Origin of the sequence: Enterococcus sp. AZ171 (genome assembly GCF_051714005.1) — a bacterium.
Taxonomy (GTDB): domain Bacteria; phylum Bacillota; class Bacilli; order Lactobacillales; family Enterococcaceae; genus Enterococcus_B; species Enterococcus_B pernyi.
Genome location: NZ_JBIORA010000001.1, coordinates 1,407,737 through 1,427,230, shown reverse-complemented (window position 1 = coordinate 1,427,230; position 19,494 = coordinate 1,407,737). Strand labels below are relative to the sequence as shown.

The 19,494-nt window shown below is 36.8% G+C and carries 22 protein-coding genes and 1 pseudogene; 5 read left to right on the top strand and 18 right to left on the bottom strand.

Features of this window, described 5'->3' with window-relative positions; all coding sequences use genetic code 11:
- Positions 1 to 3 precede the first annotated feature (3 nt).
- Complete coding sequence (locus IGJ49_RS06925; RefSeq protein ID WP_375148440.1) at positions 4 to 621, top strand: hypothetical protein; 618 nt, start codon at positions 4 to 6, stop codon at positions 619 to 621.
- Positions 622 to 732: 111 nt separating this feature from the next.
- On the opposite strand, the gene IGJ49_RS06920 is transcribed toward IGJ49_RS06925, so the two are convergent.
- From IGJ49_RS06920 to IGJ49_RS06890, 7 genes are all read right to left on the bottom strand, one after another.
- Positions 733 to 1,314 carry a hypothetical protein gene (locus IGJ49_RS06920; protein WP_438722883.1) on the bottom strand — a complete coding sequence of 194 codons (582 nt, stop codon included), beginning with the start codon at positions 1,312 to 1,314 and terminating at the stop codon, positions 733 to 735.
- An 18-nt stretch (positions 1,315 to 1,332) separates the two neighbouring features.
- A complete protein-coding gene (locus IGJ49_RS06915; RefSeq protein ID WP_438722881.1) occupies positions 1,333 to 1,887 on the bottom strand; it encodes a hypothetical protein in 555 nt (184 codons plus the stop codon).
- Between the two features lie 128 nt (positions 1,888 to 2,015).
- Positions 2,016 to 2,519, bottom strand: coding sequence for a hypothetical protein (locus IGJ49_RS06910; RefSeq protein ID WP_010735490.1), 504 nt, complete (start codon positions 2,517 to 2,519; stop codon positions 2,016 to 2,018).
- Positions 2,520 to 2,539: 20 nt separating this feature from the next.
- Positions 2,540 to 3,082, bottom strand: a complete 543-nt coding sequence (locus tag IGJ49_RS06905) for a hypothetical protein (RefSeq protein WP_023519642.1) — start codon at positions 3,080 to 3,082, stop codon at positions 2,540 to 2,542.
- 342 nt (positions 3,083 to 3,424) lie between these two features.
- Complete coding sequence (locus IGJ49_RS06900; protein ID WP_438722879.1) at positions 3,425 to 4,045, bottom strand: hypothetical protein; 621 nt, start codon at positions 4,043 to 4,045, stop codon at positions 3,425 to 3,427.
- Between the two features lie 468 nt (positions 4,046 to 4,513).
- Entirely contained in the window at positions 4,514 to 5,137 is a 624-nt protein-coding gene (locus IGJ49_RS06895) for a hypothetical protein (protein ID WP_438722877.1), read from the bottom strand.
- A gap of 88 nt (positions 5,138 to 5,225) precedes the next feature.
- Entirely contained in the window at positions 5,226 to 5,816 is a 591-nt protein-coding gene (locus tag IGJ49_RS06890; protein WP_438722875.1) for a hypothetical protein, read from the bottom strand.
- A gap of 1,058 nt (positions 5,817 to 6,874) precedes the next feature.
- On the opposite strand from IGJ49_RS06890, the gene IGJ49_RS06885 reads away from it, so the two are divergent.
- The 3 genes from IGJ49_RS06885 to IGJ49_RS06875 are packed head-to-tail and all read left to right on the top strand — an operon-like array spanning position 6,875 to position 7,916.
- Positions 6,875 to 7,282 carry a hypothetical protein gene (locus tag IGJ49_RS06885; RefSeq protein ID WP_231867630.1) on the top strand — a complete coding sequence of 136 codons (408 nt, stop codon included), beginning with the start codon at positions 6,875 to 6,877 and terminating at the stop codon, positions 7,280 to 7,282.
- A gap of 17 nt (positions 7,283 to 7,299) precedes the next feature.
- Positions 7,300 to 7,632 carry a hypothetical protein gene (locus IGJ49_RS06880; protein ID WP_023519636.1) on the top strand — a complete coding sequence of 111 codons (333 nt, stop codon included), beginning with the start codon at positions 7,300 to 7,302 and terminating at the stop codon, positions 7,630 to 7,632.
- Positions 7,629 to 7,916: a hypothetical protein gene (locus IGJ49_RS06875; RefSeq protein ID WP_023519635.1), complete on the top strand. Its 288-nt coding sequence runs from the start codon at positions 7,629 to 7,631 to the stop codon at positions 7,914 to 7,916. Before IGJ49_RS06880 ends, IGJ49_RS06875 begins: the two co-directional genes overlap by 4 nt.
- A 104-nt stretch (positions 7,917 to 8,020) precedes the next feature.
- Here the strand turns inward: IGJ49_RS06875 and IGJ49_RS06870 are convergent.
- The 8 genes and pseudogenes from IGJ49_RS06870 to IGJ49_RS06835 form a co-directional block, all read right to left on the bottom strand.
- Positions 8,021 to 8,288: pseudogene (locus IGJ49_RS06870) on the bottom strand (Txe/YoeB family addiction module toxin).
- On the bottom strand, positions 8,288 to 8,551 hold the full coding sequence (locus IGJ49_RS06865; RefSeq protein WP_010735497.1) for a type II toxin-antitoxin system Phd/YefM family antitoxin: 264 nt from the start codon (positions 8,549 to 8,551) through the stop codon (positions 8,288 to 8,290). Before IGJ49_RS06865 ends, IGJ49_RS06870 begins: the two are co-directional and overlap by 1 nt.
- Before the next feature lie 163 nt (positions 8,552 to 8,714).
- Positions 8,715 to 9,863 (bottom strand): LCP family protein, encoded by a 1,149-nt coding sequence (locus tag IGJ49_RS06860; protein ID WP_023519634.1) that lies wholly within the window; start codon positions 9,861 to 9,863, stop codon positions 8,715 to 8,717.
- 114 nt (positions 9,864 to 9,977) lie between these two features.
- Positions 9,978 to 10,838, bottom strand: coding sequence for a shikimate dehydrogenase (locus IGJ49_RS06855; RefSeq protein WP_438722871.1), 861 nt, complete (start codon positions 10,836 to 10,838; stop codon positions 9,978 to 9,980).
- Positions 10,839 to 11,019: 181 nt separating this feature from the next.
- Positions 11,020 to 11,790: an ABC transporter ATP-binding protein gene (locus IGJ49_RS06850; RefSeq protein ID WP_077151340.1), complete on the bottom strand. Its 771-nt coding sequence runs from the start codon at positions 11,788 to 11,790 to the stop codon at positions 11,020 to 11,022.
- Between the two features lie 2 nt (positions 11,791 to 11,792).
- A complete protein-coding gene (locus IGJ49_RS06845) occupies positions 11,793 to 12,674 on the bottom strand; it encodes an ABC transporter permease (protein WP_019722826.1) in 882 nt (293 codons plus the stop codon).
- A complete protein-coding gene (gene trpX, locus IGJ49_RS06840) occupies positions 12,671 to 13,696 on the bottom strand; it encodes a tryptophan ABC transporter substrate-binding protein (RefSeq protein ID WP_224434717.1) in 1,026 nt (341 codons plus the stop codon). Before trpX ends, IGJ49_RS06845 begins: the two co-directional genes overlap by 4 nt.
- A gap of 422 nt (positions 13,697 to 14,118) precedes the next feature.
- Positions 14,119 to 14,745: a hypothetical protein gene (locus IGJ49_RS06835; RefSeq protein WP_023519630.1), complete on the bottom strand. Its 627-nt coding sequence runs from the start codon at positions 14,743 to 14,745 to the stop codon at positions 14,119 to 14,121.
- A gap of 192 nt (positions 14,746 to 14,937) precedes the next feature.
- Here IGJ49_RS06835 and efbA point away from each other — a divergent pair, with 192 nt between their 5' ends.
- Complete coding sequence (efbA, locus tag IGJ49_RS06830) at positions 14,938 to 16,638, top strand: fibronectin-binding protein EfbA (RefSeq protein ID WP_438722867.1); 1,701 nt, start codon at positions 14,938 to 14,940, stop codon at positions 16,636 to 16,638.
- Between the two features lie 77 nt (positions 16,639 to 16,715).
- Here the strand turns inward: efbA and IGJ49_RS06825 are convergent, their stop codons facing one another.
- The 3 genes from IGJ49_RS06825 to IGJ49_RS06815 form a co-directional block, all read right to left on the bottom strand.
- Positions 16,716 to 17,651, bottom strand: a complete 936-nt coding sequence (locus tag IGJ49_RS06825) for an ETX/MTX2 family pore-forming toxin (RefSeq protein ID WP_438722864.1) — start codon at positions 17,649 to 17,651, stop codon at positions 16,716 to 16,718.
- A 208-nt stretch (positions 17,652 to 17,859) separates the two neighbouring features.
- Positions 17,860 to 18,762 (bottom strand): LysR family transcriptional regulator, encoded by a 903-nt coding sequence (locus IGJ49_RS06820; protein WP_010735506.1) that lies wholly within the window; start codon positions 18,760 to 18,762, stop codon positions 17,860 to 17,862.
- The gene (locus IGJ49_RS06815) at positions 18,759 to 19,460 is read right to left on the bottom strand and encodes a carbonic anhydrase family protein (RefSeq protein ID WP_375152274.1); all 702 of its coding nucleotides are present in this window, start codon (positions 19,458 to 19,460) and stop codon (positions 18,759 to 18,761) included. The genes IGJ49_RS06820 and IGJ49_RS06815 overlap by 4 nt, the downstream gene beginning before the upstream one ends.
- Positions 19,461 to 19,494: the final 34 nt, after the last annotated feature.

The following is a 19,494-nucleotide window of genomic DNA, read 5'->3' as shown; positions in this document are numbered from 1 at the left end:
TAGATGGAACTATTAGAAAAAGAAACACTAGCATGCCGGGATTGGAATGGAGAAAATATACCAAATTATGTTAATTATAGCTTCTTTAATGAACCATATTATCAAGGAATTCACAGTCACCAGCAAGCTATAATAGGATATCTAGAGTTTTTACATCGAATCGCCCAATGTAACCACTGGGCATCAGACCTCAGAGTAAAAACTGGAAACCCTGCTAGTATAGAACAATTCAACGAGTATTTCTGTTCAATAAAAGCTAATCCGCTCATCTATATCAAAAGAGACCCTGATTATTTAGGTTGGAAAACAAACCCGATTTACGTCAATAAAGAAATGATGAAAGCAGAAAAAATTAATCCTGAAATCCTATTTAAAAATAGAGGAGCCTATGAAAAAGCCTTTTTCCATGAAACTCAAACAACTACAGTGAGTAAAGAACAATTTTTAGTGCTTAATCAACGATTCTTTCCTGAAAGAGAGCATTTAAAAATCTACGAGTGGGATGCATCCTTCTCCAATCGCTTTAATCGTGCGCGTGATTGTTACGGTGCATATTTATGGAGTATTTACGATGAAAAAAGAAAACGATTTACAGTAATCAGTGTATTTTTGAATCCTTAGTGATGAACCCGTATTTGAAAAAATGCTTTTTCTTCACTTATTTACATATGCAACTGAGAGTCATCACATGACTTTCAGTTGCATATTATTATACTTGATCAATTGTGTCATTCAATCAGCTATTGAAATTCCGATCACTGTAAATTTATGTTGTGCTTTGTCATATATCGTCCATAAAAATCCATCATATAATTCTCTTCCAAAAGAAAAGTAATTTGACCATTCGCTGTTCCATTCATACACCGTTAGCGTTTTTTTATTAGGAAACAACCAATCATTAAGTTGTATAAAGTGGTCTTTTTTACCACCATAGCTGTACGGAGGATGAAGAAAAAGAAAGGTATACATAGATTGATAACCACCTGCACTTTTGTTGTCTATTGATATTAACTCCTCGATCGTTGAGAGTTTCCCATACATTAAGTCTGGATTCACGGCATATCTATACTGGAGTTGATTGCCATATCTAGGTAAACAATCAAAATAAAGTAATTCAGTATAGTAAATTCCTGGAACATCCCTTTTTTCATTCATCACTTTAATAAATTCAAGTGCTACTTTTCGATGACTAGAGCGCCCTTTATACTCGCTCTCCTCGAAAAAAACATAATCTATCAAAAGACCCTGCACTGGAATGTTTCTCTTGTGGGCATTTGGTTTAAACTCAAATGTTTCTTTTCTCAATAATCTCATGATCGACCTCCTTCTTTCTCAAGTTCCTAAAACTGTGAACTTCTTACTTTCTTCATCGTAAACTGTCCATAAGTAAGCAGCTCCATTCATCTTCTTTATGTAAGAAAAATAATCTGACCAAGTATTGTTCCATTGATAAATAATCAGTTTGGCTCTATTTTCAAAGATATGATTGTTCAATTGAATAAAATCTTTCTCCTCTCCTTTATAAGATGAAGATAATTTAAAGAAAGCAGTGGCATAATCGGAAGTATATTTCTTGTCCGAATCATAGGCTGTAGAAAAGAAAACATTCTCTTCGATTATAAACCCTTGCATCAGTAGTTGATTGATGGAATAAGTTTTTCTCAGATTGACAGGGAAATTTACTCTATCCGTATACTCAATTTTTGTATGTCCTCTCTTTTGATTGATTGCTGTCACAAAGGCAAGTGCTGCTTCTTTGTGACTTTCTTCCCCTTTGTAATTTTCTTCATGGAAGAAGCCGTAAGTAAGTACGAGCTCTTTCATACAGATATTTTTTTCAACCATAGTCAGTACAAATCGATCTGTTTCCTTTTCCAAAAATTTCATCTTTCCCTCCTCTAGAAATGTTGTATGTACTCGATAGTATTTTTCACGTAGTATTCAGTACCTCATCGAAGCACCTATCACTGTAAATTTTTCAGTTTCCCTCTCATAAATCGTTCATAAATAAGCCCCTACTCCTCTCTCCCTATTGAAAAATAATTTGACCAATCATTATTCCATTGGTAGATTATTAGGTTCTCTTGTACAGGAAATAGATACTCATTGGCTTTTAAAAAAATCTCTTCTCGCTGAGGTTTATATATCTGTGAGAGTATGGAATAAGCATAGGAAGATTCATATTTACCATTCTCACATTTAGTAGAGAAAAAGGCAGGAGGCAATACTGATTTCGCATACATCAACTCTGGGTTCACTGCATAAGGATAAGCCAAAGACTTAATAAAAATAGGTAAATCATCAAAACAATGTAATTCTGTTGAATGAACACATGAGTACCCTACTCTTTTTTTGTTCATCACCTTTATAAATTCAATCGCTGCTTGTTGATGACTCTCCACATTTCGGTAATTCTTCTCTTTAAAGTAAACAAAGTCTAAATTTAAACGTCTTGTAAATAATGCTTTCTCCTCTAATTTTTGGCTCAATACTTCTGTTTCCTGTAGTAAAAACTCCATATTATATTTTTCTCCTAATCTCATAAAATGCTTGCATTGATCACCGTAAACTTATTTCTTTTAGAATCATAGATCGTCCATATAAAAGCTCCTCTATGCTGTCTGCCATAATGAAAATAATCTGACCAAGTATTATTCCACTCATAAATAATCAGTTGCTCTTTATCTGGAAAAAGAATATCGTTCATTTGAATAAAATGGTCTACTTTTCCGAGATAGTATGAAGACATCTGGAAGAATGCATAAGCATAATTTGAAAGAAACGGTTGTTTAGGTTTCCGAGAAATTGAGAAAAAAACCTCGTGACTTAAACGTCGAGCGGTCATGAGCGTAGGATTTATTGTATATTCTTGTATTCGGTTATCTAAATGTTCCTGCTTATTCCAAGTAATCATAGGATATCTTTTTTTCTGGTTCGCAAACTTAACAAGCTGAATTGCTGCTTGTTGATGACTGCTATCTTCCTCGTAATCTTTCTCATGAAAGAATAGAAAAAGAATCGGGATATTATTCTCCATCATAGTCAAAGGGAATCGATACGTCTCTCCATCTAATAATTTCAAATTGATTTTTCCTTTCTTTTATGTGATGTTTTCTTTTCTATTATGTAGTCAATAAAGCACCAAGCACTGAAAATTGAGTCAAAATCCGATGAATGAAATTTCTCTGCATACATTTCATAATGATCAGTTTTCGGTTTCCCTATGTTTTTATTACCCAATTATTTACTTTTACTAAATGATTCAATTGTTTAACCTAATTATAGGTGTGTTATTCTCTTACCCCTGTTCTGCTAAATAAATACTGATGATCGTAAAGATTTGGGTTCTAGGATCATAAACACTCCAAAAATAGGCGCCACAGCCCACACGCGCATAATTGAAATAATTTTTAAGTTCTAAATTTTATTCATAGCCTAAATAAATATCAATGACTGTAAATCTCTTTGTATTCGTATCGTAAATACTCCATAAATAGGCACCGATGCATACTCTAGGATAGTTGAAGTAATTTGTAAACTCTGAATTCCATGAATAGATGGTTAATTTGTCTTTTAAAGGAAAGAACCGTTCATTTACCAGATTAAAGTCTGTCTTAGATAACTTTGTACCATGAAATTCATCAAAAAAAGCTTCCTCATATACCCCGCCATCCATAAAAAATTCCTCCGAAGTTAGTTCAATGCCTTCCATCATCTCTTCATTGACTTCAATGGGGTAGCCATCTAAGTTTAACGTAGTAGGATCAATTGCTGTGTATATAATTGAATCAGAATTTAGTTCAAGAAATTTCGCTACATACATTTCATGGGTAACAGATTTTCCAGCTTCTTTGCGTTTTTTTGATGACCAAAGATTTGTTCTTATTATGCGACTTGTATAATTTAAGTAAGCCAAAATTGCCTCTTTATGGGTGACCTTTCCTTGGTAATCACTTTCCTTAAAGAATGTATAACCAACGTAATGCGGAAAAAGTACATCCCCTTTTTTTCTTAATTCTAACGTTTCTTTTACCAATAATTCCATGTCTTTTCCTCCTCGAAGTTTTATGTATTACATGATACCTATTTCGTCATAGTTATTGTTTTTCTTGAACATATTAATCAACAATAATTGTGACTTGATTTACCTACTAAGTAGGATAAAAATTTAAAAAACTAAATTAAACTCAATCTGTCATAGAAGATCCTATGTCAGTCAGTTTATTCGATGCAGTATCGTAAATCGTCCAAAGAAAGGCATCCATCCATTCTCTCCCAGGAGAAAAGTAATTCGACCAATTGTTATTCCAAGCATAAATGATCAACGCACTTTTCTTAGGGAATAATATAAATGAAATTTCTCTACATCGATTTCATGATTCTCAGTTTTCGGTTTCCCTATGTTTTTATTACCCAATTATTTACTTTTACTAAAGGAAAAAGTACTTTCTTTTTTTATATTTTCATTATTAATGATTCAATTGTTTAATCTACTTATAAGTTTGTTATCCTCTTACCCCTGTTCTGCTAAAAAAATCTCGATGATCGTAAAGATTTGGGTTCTAGGATCATAAACACTCCAAAGATAGGCGCCCCAGCCCACACGCGCATAATTGAAATAATTTGTAAACTCTGAATTCCATGAATAGATGATCAATTTATCTTTTAAAGGAAAGAAACGTTCATTTACCAGATTAAAGTCTGTCTTAGATAACTTTGTACCATGAAATTCATTAAAAAAAGCTTCCTCATATACCCCGCCATCCATAAATAATTCTTCCGCAGTAAGTTCAGTACCTTCCATCATCTCTTCGTTGACTTCAATGGGATAGCCATCTAAGTTTAACGTAGTAGGATCAATTGCTGTGTATATAATTGAATCAGAATTTAGTTCAAGAAATTTCGCTACATACATTTCATGGGTAACAGGTTTTCCTGTTTCTTCGCGTTTTTTTGATGACCAAATATTTGTTTTTACTAAACGACTTAAATAATTTAGGTAGGCTAAGATTGCCTCTTTATGGGTGACCTTTCCTTGGTAATCACTTTCCTTAAAGAACGTATAACCAACGTAATACGGGAAAAGTATATCCCTTTTTTCCCCTAATGCTAATGTTTCTTTTACCAATAATTCCATGTCTTTTCCTCCTATAAAAATAGTGTATGTACTTAATAGCTATTTTTCACATGCTTAAACAATAGATGTAACCAAAAATTGTCCTTCCCTAACCCTGAATTACCAGAGCTATACTTATCACTGTAAATTTATTTCTTTCGCTATCATAGATGCTCCACAAATATGCACCATGTCCTTCACGGGCAAAATTATAGTAGTTGGTAAAATCTCTATTCCAGGAATAGATGATCAACTTATCTTTCAATGGAAAGAAAAGTTGATTTAGTGCTTCAAAGTCTAGTTTTGATAATTCTGTTTCTTGAGAATTATCAAAAAAAGCCTGTTCGTAAATTCCTCCGTCCATAAAGAATTGTTTTGGACTGATTTCAGTTGATTCCATCATTTTTTTATTTACAAGCGTTGGATATCCATTATTTATAAGTGAACGTTGATCTGAATAAGTGATTGTCTCATCTATGTTAGAAAAGAATTGCTGTTCCAACATGTTAATAGTGATAACTTCATGTGTATTATTACGATGTTTTATTGCCCAAATATCGCATTTCCAAATGCGATTGGTAAAATTTAAAAACTCTAGAACCGCCTCCTGATGGCTTTTTTTCCCTTTGTAAGTCTTCTCTTCAATAAATGCATAATCTACATAATAAGGGACGATATCCTCCCTCCATTGTAGCTGCAAGCTTTCTTTTCCCTATAATTTCAATCTCTTACCTCCCAGTCTTAGTTACCCATAATTAATAAATTAAAATGACAGTTGTATGTAGTTTATTTTTCGATTGTCTATTCGTAAAAAAATATCAGTAAATACCGTTATTTCTATATTGTTCATCTCTACTTTTTTATAAAAATTACTCCTATTTTTGGTTTTTAAATATTATTATGTATTGAATCACTTTGTCTTCTGATCATCGTTTTCTATATTTTAATAGTGATAACTATACCTGTTCTTGTTTGCACATCCATCTCCCAAAATACCCATGATTTAATTACATCTATTAGAAGATCTATTACTTCCTATTTCAGTATGATCGTTTTTACGTACTCATTTAGATACGTCAATAGTAAATCTATATCAATAACTATCCTTCAAAAGTGTTGTTTGCTTTTATTCTGAAAGTTTTTTATTACCAGTCCTGACTAAAGAAAGGCCATGGTAATGTTTAATGTTATCCAAATTTGTAATTGCACTTAATAATCTCTATTGAAAACGTACATCATATACATTGTCTTTCTAATGTAGCCAAAATTTTCTCTTTAGGATAGTTTCATTCTATACCTCCAAACCTCTTTAAAAATTAGCAGCAATTCTATGTCAGTATTTTTTAATCGTTATTTAAAATTAGGGGAAATATAGAAATATAATTATAAATTTATATTATGTCATGTTAATTCAAACAACAAGATGTTTCGATTTATTATGATCATTCTTACAGAACAATAATTTATTTTTTTTAGAAATAAAAGTATAAAAAACCAATTAAGAAAGAAGATAATAGTTAATGAGTTGAATATGAATTCTAAGCTAGTTTCTTTTAGGAGTTAAATAGATGGAACTACTAGAAAAAGATACGATAACTCTATGAACTCGAGCAAGAGCAACTATCCCAATTTATGTAAAGTATAGTTTTTGTGTGAAAAAAGTTATCAAGATGCCGTACTAGGACACCTTGAGTATTTAAATAGAATCGTACAGTGTAGCTATTGGTCTGTGAGACGAAAGGAAAAACTGGTCTTACAGTGACCTGGGAAGAATATGAAGAATACTTTTTTTCAATAAATGCAAATCCACTCATCTATATTCATAGAGATCCTGATTACTTAAGTTGGAATACAGCACCAATTTATGTCAATAAAAAAATGATGAAGGCTGAAGAAGTCAATCCCGATAGTCTATTTAAAAATAAAGGAATCTATGAAAAAACTTTTTTCCATGAAACTCAAACAATCAAAGTGACTAAAGAGCAATTTTTAGCTCTCAATCAACGACTCTTTCCTGAAAAAAACCAATTAAAAGTTTACGAATGGAATACATCCTTCTCCAATCATTATACTCGTGCACATGATTGTTTCGGTGCCTATCTATGGAGTATTTATGATGAAAAAAGGCACCGTTTTACAGTTATCAGTATACTTTTGGAAACTTAGTAAAAGGAGACAAATAGATGGAACTATTAGAAAAAGAAACACTAGCATGCCGGGATTGGAATGGAGAAAATATACCAAATTATGTTAATTATAGCTTCTTTAATGAACCATATTATCAAGGCATTCACAGTCACCAACAAGCCATTCTAGGATATCTAGAATTTTCGAATCGAATTGTACAATGTAATCATTGGGCATTCGACCAAAGAGAAAAAACTGGGAAGCCTACAAGCATAGAACAATTTAACGAATATTTTTGTTCAATTAAAGCTAACCCACTCATCTATATCAAGCGAGATCCTGATTACTTAGGTTGGGAAACATACCCAATTTATGTAAATAAAAAATGATGAAGGCAGAAGAAATCAAACCCGATAGTCTATTTAAAAATAGAGGAGCCTATGAAAAAGCCTTTTTCCATGAAACTCAAACAACAACAGTGAGTAAAGAACAATTTTTAGTGCTTAATCAACGATTCTTTCCTGAAAGAGAGCATTTAAAAATCTACGAGTGGGATACATCCTTCTCCAATCGCTTTAATCGTGCGCGTGATTGTTACGGTGCCTATTTATGGAGTATTTACGATGAAAAAAGAAAACGATTTACAGTGATCAGTGTATTTTTGAATCCTTAGTAATGAACCTGAATTCGAAAAATGTTTTTTCTTCATTTATTTATATATGCCACTGAATGTCATATGAAGACTTTCAGTGGCATATTATTGTATAGTTTGATCGATTATTCATAGTGAGTCCATGCAGAGTAAATCTCAACAATTTTTTCTTTGTCATTTATTTTATACACCACTCGATGTTGGCAATTCAATCTTCTTGAATACCTTCCTTCATGAGTTGGCTTTAGCTTTTCAAATGCTTGTTTAGGGCAATAAGGATCAGTTTTTAATGTTTCGATAATAGTAAGAAATTGATTTTTTAAATTAGAGCTCTTTAGCTTTTTTAAAATCTGTTTCAGCTGAGTTTTTAACTACTACCTTATAACTCCCCATCAAAGGTCATCCCAATCAATATCGTCTACATTTATAAATCCCGTATCGTCTTGTTCTCTTTTCTTTACGATGTCAAGTGTACCAATTTGTTCCAAAAATAGCGTTTCTTTGATTGCTCGCCAATCTTCTAAACCAATCAAGACCGCGTTATTCTCATTACGCTCACTAATAATCTCGATTTCTGTATGATTTTCATTCACTTCTTTTAACAATTGATAAAATTTTTTTCGTGCAGTACTCGGATTTAAAGTAGTATTAGACATTTTCCTTCTCCTTTTTGCATTTATTACCTATATTTTGACGTACTCAAATAAGTAAATCAATTATAAAACTATTCTTATAGCAAGCAAAATAAATTAACATCACAAAAAGACTCTTCTAGAACTAAATACTTCTAGAAAAGCCTTTTTAACAAAACATCAACGATCATTTACTCAAAAATTGTTCAATCTTTTCACGGTTCATTTGTTTATCTAATACGAGGATACTACCCGCATAATCACTTTGACCATAGCTCCAAGTATTATCAGCTGGGACACTTAAACGGTCGATTCCGCCAGCACCACGTAAGATAGAGAAACTATTTCTGACTAAAAAAGTCATCGGTACATCGGTGGATGTATAACCGATTGCTTTTCCGGCAGCATATGGCGCGCGGATCAAGTTCAATGGATTTTTTAGTTGTCCAAAAATCGCATCCATTACTTGTTGCTGTCTGCGGACGCGACCGAAGTCGCCTTCTTCATCCATCCGGAAACGCGCATATTGCAACAGCACATGACCGTCCATCCGTTGTTTGCCTTTAGCGATATCAACACCGTCTAGATTCAAGTCTTTTTCAGCATCGATCGACACGCCATTCATGAACATGGCATCAATCACTTTTTCGAATGATTTGAAATCGACTTTCATGTAGTATTGACAGTTCAGCCCAAAGTTTTCTAACAAGGTTTGTCGGACTAACTCAGCGCCACCATAAGCATAAGCTGCATTGATTTTATTGTCTCCGACCCCAGGGATCGTCACGAAGCTATCCCGCATGAATGAGATCAATTTGGGTTTACGAGCTGGTCCATCTAATTGCAGAACCATGATCGTATCTGCTCGTCCCGCATCTTCACCCCTTGTATCGCTTCCTAAAATCAAAATATTGTGTGCGCCGCTTGTTGATTGGGTGCCATTGAATGTTTCTGAAGTCGCTGGTTCCAGTGACTGATCATTTTCAGCCACGAACTTGCCGACGAAAAATGAAATCAGTGAAAAGACAAACAAGACTAGTAAAATTCCTAAAATGATTTTCCACCAAGACCGCTTCTTACGTGGACCTTTGGGCTGTTTCTTTTTAAAGAGTCCTTTTTTCTGGGGTGGTTGTTCTGAATGAACGTGTTCTTCGTAAGGCGTTGAGTATCGAGAATCACTTGGACGTTCTTCATAAGTTTGTTCGTAAGAAGGGATTGCTTCCTCTTCAGGCTCTGCCTGTTTCTTACTTGCGCGTCGCCAAGATAGCGGCGATGACTTTTCTTTGATTGGTTTTGCTTTTTTATGGATGTTCTGATAGCGATCCATCCGACTCATTTGATTTCCTCCCTTTGTTCAACTCAGTAAAATCATACGATACTTCTTAATGAAAAACAGTAAGATCGTTGTAAATTTAACTAAAAGCTAACGAATCCTTTGATATCACTCGTTTCATCTCTTTGAAACGAGTAAAGGTTGGATCTCTTCAATCGGCATGTTCTCGCCTGTCCAAAGCTCAAAGGCAATTGCTCCTTGGTACATCAGCATCCCTAGCCCATTTCGTATGAGACAACCGATTGCTTTGGCTTCTTTTAGAAAGCGTGTTTCTTTAGGGGAATAAATCAAATCAAAAACTGCGAGTTTCTTATGGAGAAACTGAGGATCAATTGGCATCGACTCTTTTTTTGCGCCCATGCCCATATCGGTACCATTGATCAAAAGGTCCGTATCTTCTAGATCTTTTTTCAACTGCTCAGTATCTGCATAATCTTTGACGATGATGGAACAGTTGGTTTGTTCCGCAACTCTCTCAAAATCCGCAACGACACTCGCAAAAGTAGCATTCTTCCGTTTATAGATGACGATTTCTTTTGCTTGATCTAACGCCGCTTGAACAACGATTGCTTTCGCTGCGCCACCTGCACCTAGCATGATTATTTTTTTGTTTTTGATTGCGACACCCGCTTCGTGTACTGAACGCATGAAGCCCATGCCATCCGTATTATAGCCGATCAAGCGGTTGTCTCGATGAACGATTGTATTAACAGCACCTATCAACTGCGCTTCTTGACTTAATTCATCTAAATAAGGAATAACTGCTGTTTTGTTAGGCATGGAAAGATTGACACCTAACATATTGAATGTACGAATGCTTTCAACCGCCTGCATAAGATTCGACTGATCGACTGTGAATGCCAAGTAAACAGCATCGATCGAACGAGCTTGAAAGGCTGTATTATGCATCAATGGAGATAAACTATGGGTAACGGGAGATGCAAAAATCCCTGCTAATCTTGTTTTTCCTGAAATCATGGAACGCCTCCTATAATACGCTAAAAATGCCGCGTCCATTCGTAGAACCTACGAAGGAACAAGCGGCATCAATCATTTTTCTGATATGAATCGTATTGATTTTGATTGTTATTATACCTGCTATCACAAGTATAAATTGAAGGAAACAAACTTGTCAAACGGAGATAGCGTTCTCGAATGACTAATCGATGACTTCTTCGAAGAAGTGTAAGAGATCGTTCATGGATAATGCTTGTTTTTCTTCTTTCGCTAAGTCTTTGACGATCCGGCCTTTTTGTAAGACGATCAAGCGATCCCCATAGTTCAAAGCATCTTCCATACGGTGCGTGATCATCAAGCATGTTAACTTTTGCTCTGTGATGCGTTGGTTGGTCAATTCCATCAGCAGCTTGGCTGTCTTAGGATCTAGTGCTGCGGTATGTTCATCCAATAAAAGTAATTCTGGCGCTTTGATCGTTGCCATCAATAAACTTAAGGCTTGTCGTTGCCCCCCTGACAATTCGCCAGCAGGTGTATCTAAATGTTGCTCTAATCCATTGCCTACTTCTTGGCATATTTTATAGAACGCTTCTTTTTGGTTTTTCAATTGACGCAAACGAAGCGGCCGTTTCTCACCTCGTTTTTGGGCTAACAATAGATTTTCTGCCACGGTCATCCGTGGTGCAGTCCCCATTTTTGGGTCTTGGAATACGCGTGATAGAAATAAAGCTCGTGCTTCTTCTGATAACTTAGTGATTGGCTGGTCTTTGAAATAAACCCCACCTTGACTTAATTGTAATGTTCCGGCAATCGTATTGAACAAAGTACTTTTGCCCGCCCCATTACCGCCAAGAACAGTGATAAAATCTCCTTCATTGATGGTCAATTGGATATCATCCAATAATACTTTTTCTTCGTGCATCCCATTGTTGACTACTTTTCTACCATTTTTGATCGTTAAGATAGCTGTCATCGTTAGACCTCCTTTTCAAAACCAGTTTTTAATTTCAATGCTTGTTTTACTTGTGGGATCATCAGGCAAGCCGCTAAGATGATCGCTGAGAATAATTTCAGATAAGTCGTATCAAAACCTAATTTGATAACAGCTAAAATCAATAGTTGATAGATGATGCTTCCGACAACGATTGCTAGTAAACGCTCGATCAATGTCAACTCTTGGAAAATGACTTCCCCGATGATGATTGAAGCTAGTCCGATCACGATCACGCCGATTCCTTTATTGACATCCGCATAGCCATCGTTTTGAGCGATCAATGCGCCTGATAAAGCAATTACTCCGTTAGATAAAGTCAAACCTAAGATTTTCATGCGGTCGGTTTTGATTCCTAATGAACGTGCCATTGTCTCATTATCCCCAGTGGCAATATAGCCTTGCCCTAGATCTGTATTGAAGAAGAAGATCAATACGCTGATCAATAAGCCCAGCGATAATAATCCTAATAAGACAGTGTCAAAATAATTCGGTAAATGTAGTGCGTGGAACACATCTTGTAAGACTGGATGATTCAACAATGAAAGGTTGGGTGTGCGCATCACGAACAAGATAACTGAGTTTAAACCTGACATTACTAAGATACCGGCTAAGATGACTGGAATCTTTCCTTTTGTATAAAGTAAGCCTGTAACAAGTCCAGCTGCCATTCCGGCCAAAACCCCTAGAATCGTTGCCAATAATGGACTAACGCCATGCGTGATCGCTGTTACACAGACAGCCCCACCAAGTGGGAATGAACCTTCTGTTGTCATATCAGGGAAATCTAAAATGCGGTAAGTCATAAAAATTCCTAAACCTAATATGGCCCATAACATACCTTGTGAAATTGCGGATACGATCATTGTTCTTCCTCCTTGATATCTGTCAGTACTTTTGCATCTTGTTTGATGGATTCAGGAATCGTGATTCCTAACAGTTCTGCTTGTTTTTCATTGACGATGATATCGCCTTTATCAAACACATAGACAGGGGTGGTGGCTGGTTCTTTCCCATTTGCTAAAGCGGCTGCCATTTTCCCTGTTTGTACACCTAATTCGTATTGATTGATCCCGATTGTCGCTAATCCGCCTTGTTCGACCATCGTATCGACAGAAGGAATTACTGGGATATCTGCTTTATTTGCTTCTTTGATGACCGTTTGCATCGCGTTAGCAATCGTGTTATCTAAAGGAACATAGATAAAATCAACTGATTGGCTCATGACTTGGACGGTTTGTGCAATTTCATTCGTTGATGGGACGGCATACTTCACTGGTGTTAGTCCTTTGGCTTTTGCCGCTTCTTCTGCTTGACTGACTTGATAACGTGAATTGTCTTCTGATGATGCATAAAGAATCCCGACCGTTTTTGCTTTTGGTAATAGTTCTGTCGCTAACTGGATCTGCGCTTCCACAGGCGGTTGGTCAGAAACTCCTGTGATGTTGCCCCCTGGTGCTTCTAAACTTTTTACTAGCCCTGCCCCTACAGGATCAGTCACTGCGCCCAAGACAAGTGGGATATCTTTTGTGGTGTTTGCGATGGCTTGTGCTGCTGGTGTCGCAATGCCTACGAGAACGTCTGGATTATTTTGAACCAATTGTTGACTCATGGTTGCTAACTTACTTTGGTCGGCTTGACCATTTTGGAAATTGATTTCTAGGTTTCGTCCTTCTTCCAAACCTGACTCTTTTAATCCATCTTTGATCCCTCGATAGATTTCATCTAACGCAGGGTGACTAACGAACTGTAAGACCCCAACAACTTTCTTATCACCTGTTCGATTTCCTTCAACAGGTGGCTGATCCTTGATCGTTTCGTAGATAAATGTACCGGTCAAATAGATAAGTATCAGTGCGATTACTGCGATCAATCGTTTATTTTTCATTTTTATTTCCCCTTTTTGTTATGTATTTTTTTAAATAAATCGGCTACGTTTGTAACTTTGAGCGAATGAACAAAAAAAGACAATCACCGCTGGTACGGTCATTGTCTTTTACCAACAAAAAACCGCATAGAGCCATCTATGCGGTCGTCAAATTCTTGTCCAGCATAGATACAAACTTTAGAATCGTACATTGTTGTACTCTAAAAAGTTGTATCTACGAAAAAGTTCGCCCTTGATACAACTTATCTACGCCAGTTACGCCAATTATTTTTATGTTCTGATAAAAATTGAATTGATAAGTTCATCTTGGACCATCCTTTCCTTTAAGTGTTATCCTAAGTCTAATCGAATTTTATTTATCCGTCAACTAATTTTTTATTTTTTTGACTTTTTGTTATTTATCACTAAGTATTTCGCTACAATTACTCCAAGGTACTCTCTGTTGTTTCTTCCGCTTGTTCGCCGTTTGCTAATTCTTTTTCAAGTTGTTTGATGTTGATCAGTGGCAATCGATTCAATGCAGGAACCAAGGTTTTCTCAAGTTCCTCTTTACTTTGGTCAGAAAGGACTAAGCGATTTCTCTCTTTTCCGCCATCAAAGAAAATAATAGTAATTTTATCTTTTTCGATCCCATAACGTTGTTCTAATTCTTGGGTATCATAAACGAGTGGATAGAAGAAAATCGTTCGATTCAATTCACTACTTTGTTGCGGATCTTCAAATATATCCACCACTTGCTTGTAAAGTTCACCCTTCGGCAGACTAAACATGACAGAGATGGCTCGACTATCAGTGATCTCTTGATGCGCGGAAGAAAATGGCAAAGGCTGTAACTTTTCGGAGTGTATCGAGGAATAGATCAATGAATCCACCTGTGCTTCTTTGATTTTACTCGGCAAGAAAAACATCGCGACCGTCAACAAAAATGAACAGCTCAAAAGAAGACCGATCCGTCTGAAATATTTTTGAGGATGTTGCTCAAAATCCTCTGATAAATTCGTGTAGCTCATTATGATTTTATCCTTTATCTCTACCATTAATCGCTGCATCTTCTTTTCCCCCACCTGTTCTTTCTCTAATTATACCTAAAATCAAGCGAAAGAACGAAATAAAACACTAGTTTTTCATGTAATTTCTTTCTTTATTCTCTCTTTTACAGAAGAAATCATCCGGTCCATTGGTCTTTCCTTTCTTTTTTCGTTATAATAAGTGTACTTATGAATAGAAATGAGGAATGAATCATGTCCTTTGATGGTGTATTTACCCATGCAATGATCCATGAATTGCGCGAAACACTATTATCTGGTCGGGTCTCAAAGATCCACCAACCGTATGAAAATGAAATCATTTTGGTGATTCGTTCTCGTGGAAAGAACCACCGATTGTTGTTATCTGCTCATCCAAGCTATGCCCGTGTCCAGATCACAGAGATCGATTATCAAAATCCAGAAAATCCACCGAACTTCGTGATGATGTTGCGTAAACATTTAGATGGTGCGATTTTAGAAAATATCAAGCAAATCAAAAATGACCGAGTGATCCACTTCCATTTTTCAAAGCGGGATGAACTAGGCGACTTACAAAATATTGTTTTGATCGTTGAATTGATGGGACGACACAGTACCATCGTTTTAGTGAATCAACAAACACAAAAGATCCTAGAAGCGATCAAACATATCGGCAGCTCACAAAACACCTATCGTTCGTTACTCCCTGGTGTCGAATATGTCGCACCACCTGAACAAGCGGTACTTGATCCTTTTGAAGCAACAAAAGAACAAGTATTTGAACGCCTATCAAAAATCGAGCCAAATGCAAAAGCACTACAACAAGCATTTCAAGGATTAGGTCACGACACTGCATTAGAATTAGTCGAACGGATCAATCAGCGACCGAATGAAAAAATGGCTGTCTGGGAAGAATTCTTTACTGCGATCAATCAACCTACACCCACACACTATGAAGTCGGCACAAAAGAATACTTTACGCCGATTGCTTATCAAGAATTGGCAAAACAAGCCGATTCAGCACAAGAATACGCCACATTAAGCGCGTTGTTAGATGCGTTTTACCAGGAAAAAGCGGAAAAAGATCGAGCAAAACAACAAGGCGGCGAACTGATCCGTAAAATCGAAAATGAACTGAAACGTAATCGCAATAAATTGAAAAAGCGCGAGCAGACCTTGCTCGATTCAGAAAATGCGGAAGAGTTTCGTCGTGATGGCGAACTATTGACGACTTTCATGACTCAAGTTCCTCGTGGCGCGACTGAAGTGACCTTGGCGAATTATTATGAAGAGAATCAACCAATCCGGATTGCTCTTGATCCCGCCTTAACACCTAATCAGAATGCGCAAAAGTACTTTCATCGCTACCAAAAACTTAAAAATGCGGTCAAATTGATCGGGAAACAAATCGAAGAAGCGAAAAGCGAGATCCAGTACCTTGAATCTGTCCTTTCGCAATTGGAGATTGCTGGACCGATGGATATCGAAGTGATCAAAGAAGAGCTATTAGCAGAGGGCTACTTGAAAAAGAAAACAAACAAAAAACAAAAGAAAGCAAAACCTTCTCAACCTGATCGCTACTTCTCTTCTGACGGCACTGAGATTTTAGTTGGTAAAAACAATCTGCAAAATGATCAATTAACCATGAGAACTGCAAGAAAAACGGATCACTGGTTGCACGCGCAAAACATTCCAGGGTCTCACGTGATCATCAAGAGTGATCAGCCTTCTGATGAAACCATTACGGAAGCTGCTGAACTAGCTGCGTATTACTCCAAATATCGCCACTCTGCACAAGTGCCTGTGGATCTAGTGCAAGTCAAACATATTCGCAAACCGAAGGGCGCTAAACCAGGATATGTGATTTACGAAAACCAAAAAACGATCATTGTGACGCCAGAAGAAGAAAAAATCCAAGCAATGACGAAAGATTGATTTTGCTAAAAAAACCGACGTCAAGAAGTCATGACTTCTGACGATCGGTTTTTTTGTGTGTTTAAAACTATCTTCAATTAAAATTGGTAGCCTGTCGCAATGATTTCTTTTGTGCCAGTTGTACGGTCAAAGGCTTCTAAGACAAATCCTGAACCATAATCGACACGATAGGTACCCGCACCAATTTTATGTCCTGCCACATTTGCATCGACTTTCTTCCAGTTATTACGAGTTTCTGTGATATAGCGATCCCAATAACTATCTGACAGCACTTGGCGGTCGCCAACTACCAGTCCAAGTCCATATGTATGGATGCGCCCAGCAGCATCTTTTTTGTATGGGATATCTGCTCGGATGCGTTCTTGTAAATCAACCGTTCCTGTTGCTTCACCCGTATAAAATCCCCAATTGACTTCGACTGTATGTCCCGGTCGAACATTGATGGCTTGACCAGGAACAGTCCAGCCTTTTTGTGTCTCCCGTGTATGCGAAGTGGTTGTACTAAAATTGTAACTTAATTCAAGACCCATACTTGCCGAACCAAACATTAGTACACTGATTTCAGTACTCGCTGATGTAGAAATACCTGCAGAATGTGTGGTTGATGTCGTAATCGAATCTATATAAGTTTCGGTATAAGAAGGTGTGGTAAACGTTTGATCTTGATTTGTTTGATTATGAAAAACACTTGTATTCACAGTTTTTGACGTTTGTTTCGTTCCCATATCACTATTGACTCCTACTGAATAGGATTGACTGGACACATTTTTTGGATTGTATTCATTGCCAGTGAGTCTTTCATTCACACCAATATCTCCCCATTGATACATTTGGTAGGATAAAGCATAGGCCATCGTACTCATGCGATCGATCGTGCTTTGATTGACCGATTTCAAATACCCTTCTCCGATTTGTGGAAGCGAATCATCCGCACAAGCAACAGCCTCCCCTTTAAATAGTCCTACACTCGTCGCTCCCACTACTCCTAACATTAATTTAATTACTTTTTTCATTTTGCTGATCCCCTTTATCATTATTGATAAACCGATGATGAAATCGTTACCGATCGTTTTATTAATGATAGTATGTACTTTACTGCAACAATACAGTCAGACTTGAAAGAACAAAAAAATAAGCCTGAAATCAACATTCACTGATTTCACGACTTATCTTTTGCTTTACCTTCTTTTCCAATGAAAGGATTGATTCGATTTTAAACGTTCACTTCACCTGTTTCATCACCTGTTGGATACTTGTGATAAACTTCTTGGCGATATCACTTAATGGCTGCTTTCCAGAATAAATGACATATAACTCATTCATCGGACTATCCGCTAAAGGAATCAAGCGTAAATATTCTTTGATCTCCCCGATCACGATGCCAGAGCCTGAAGCATAGGCATCTGTTTCTAACACAATGTTCATCAACGTGCCACGGTCACTCGTATAGATCACCGATTCTTGTTCAGGGATCTCAATTAGATCTTCATAAAAGTAAGGAAAATTATTGCCATCTTGTGTAAACCGAACTTGTGGAAATGCTGCTAACTCTTCTACCTTTATTTCTTCTTGCTGGGCAAGTGGATGGCGCTGTCTAAGAAAGATATGGGTCTTAAATGTTCCTAAAGACTGCGCGACTAATTCCCCTTGTTCTAAGTAACGCTTGATCCCTGTGCGATTATGGTCATTCATATAAAGGATACCTAACTCGCTTTGCTGCTGTTGGACTTCTTCGATCACGTTTGCTGTTGTCGTTTCCATGATCCGAAACTGCTTCACTTCTGCTTTAAACGTCTCGATCAGTTGCGCAGTCAATGGTCCTAGAAAATCATAGTGTTGTGAAGCAATCGAAAAGCTTTCTCGCTTTTCACTTTTTTGGTAATAGTTTTCCAAAGAATCTAATTGTACTAAAATCCGTTCCGCCCGTTTTAAAAAGGCTTGACCATCTTCTGTTAGATAGGCACCTCGATTCGTGCGGGTAAATAAAGTGATACTTAATTCATTTTCCAATTCTTTGATCGCTGCAGAAAGGCTTGGTTGAGAAACAAACAATTTTTTTGCTGCTTCTCGAAAACTTCCATTATTCGCTACCGCAGTGACATATTTCAATTGTTGGATGTTCATTTCGTCCCCTTGTAATAATAAATTTTTCGTTCCTTTAGTGGTTGTAATGGACGATTATTTGGTTGCGCATATTGTCCTTTGAATGGGATCAAAAAATCACGATTCAATTGACCGACTTGATCCATGACGAACCATTGGATCGGCCCACTCGTTGGCGGAGTGGTCAATGAACCAACGTAATGATAATGACTTTTCTGCTCAGGGAAAAAGACAGAGGCATCGGTCCAATGCTCATGGGCATCGAGATCCCATTTGTCGCCATTTTGGCGATCGTACAACCAACCCTCATCATTTGATAGATGGTACATCGCACCAACCACTAAGTTTTCTTGTCGTTCGTTCGTATGGACAAAGTGAAACTCGATATCTTCTTGTTTCCCATTGATGACGTGTTCTGACGGCATATGAAAATGGATGTCGGTCAAATAGTATTTGTCTTCATTGAAAAGAACGTAACTGATTTGATCGTATGGCACAAGATGGATCGTGTTCTTGAACTCCTTATCCGTGAAGCGTTGCTCCTGATAATGAAAAGACAGTGTTTCTTTCGTGTCACTGCTTTCTTCACATGTAACTAGAGAAATGGGCGATTGCCACTCAAATTCGGCTCCTTTTGCAAACCAATCGCACAATCCTGCCCAATGTTCCGGTCCTCTTTCACCAGAATAACCCCACTCAACATCCATATTCTTCTTCAACTAAAATTCCTCCTGAATCAGTTACCTACAAGGC

Excerpts from the sequence above, each read along its gene's own strand:
- IGJ49_RS06925 (WP_375148440.1), top strand. The coding sequence starts at position 4 with ATGGAACTATTAGAAAAAGAAACACTAGCATGCCGGGATTGGAATGGA.
- IGJ49_RS06920 (WP_438722883.1), bottom strand. The coding sequence starts at position 1,314 with ATGAGATTATTGAGAAAAGAAACATTTGAGTTTAAACCAAATGCCCAC.
- IGJ49_RS06915 (WP_438722881.1), bottom strand. The coding sequence starts at position 1,887 with ATGAAATTTTTGGAAAAGGAAACAGATCGATTTGTACTGACTATGGTT.
- IGJ49_RS06910 (WP_010735490.1), bottom strand. The coding sequence starts at position 2,519 with ATGGAGTTTTTACTACAGGAAACAGAAGTATTGAGCCAAAAATTAGAG.
- IGJ49_RS06900 (WP_438722879.1), bottom strand. The coding sequence starts at position 4,045 with ATGGAATTATTGGTAAAAGAAACGTTAGAATTAAGAAAAAAAGGGGAT.
- IGJ49_RS06895 (WP_438722877.1), bottom strand. The coding sequence starts at position 5,137 with ATGGAATTATTGGTAAAAGAAACATTAGCATTAGGGGAAAAAAGGGAT.
- IGJ49_RS06880 (WP_023519636.1), top strand. The coding sequence starts at position 7,300 with ATGGAACTATTAGAAAAAGAAACACTAGCATGCCGGGATTGGAATGGA.
- IGJ49_RS06875 (WP_023519635.1), top strand. The coding sequence starts at position 7,629 with ATGATGAAGGCAGAAGAAATCAAACCCGATAGTCTATTTAAAAATAGA.
- IGJ49_RS06865 (WP_010735497.1), bottom strand. The coding sequence starts at position 8,551 with ATGTCTAATACTACTTTAAATCCGAGTACTGCACGAAAAAAATTTTAT.
- IGJ49_RS06860 (WP_023519634.1), bottom strand. The coding sequence starts at position 9,863 with ATGAGTCGGATGGATCGCTATCAGAACATCCATAAAAAAGCAAAACCA.
- IGJ49_RS06855 (WP_438722871.1), bottom strand. The coding sequence starts at position 10,838 with ATGATTTCAGGAAAAACAAGATTAGCAGGGATTTTTGCATCTCCCGTT.
- IGJ49_RS06850 (WP_077151340.1), bottom strand. The coding sequence starts at position 11,790 with ATGACAGCTATCTTAACGATCAAAAATGGTAGAAAAGTAGTCAACAAT.
- IGJ49_RS06845 (WP_019722826.1), bottom strand. The coding sequence starts at position 12,674 with ATGATCGTATCCGCAATTTCACAAGGTATGTTATGGGCCATATTAGGT.
- trpX (WP_224434717.1), bottom strand. The coding sequence starts at position 13,696 with ATGAAAAATAAACGATTGATCGCAGTAATCGCACTGATACTTATCTAT.
- IGJ49_RS06835 (WP_023519630.1), bottom strand. The coding sequence starts at position 14,745 with ATGCAGCGATTAATGGTAGAGATAAAGGATAAAATCATAATGAGCTAC.
- efbA (WP_438722867.1), top strand. The coding sequence starts at position 14,938 with ATGTCCTTTGATGGTGTATTTACCCATGCAATGATCCATGAATTGCGC.
- IGJ49_RS06825 (WP_438722864.1), bottom strand. The coding sequence starts at position 17,651 with ATGAAAAAAGTAATTAAATTAATGTTAGGAGTAGTGGGAGCGACGAGT.
- IGJ49_RS06820 (WP_010735506.1), bottom strand. The coding sequence starts at position 18,762 with ATGAACATCCAACAATTGAAATATGTCACTGCGGTAGCGAATAATGGA.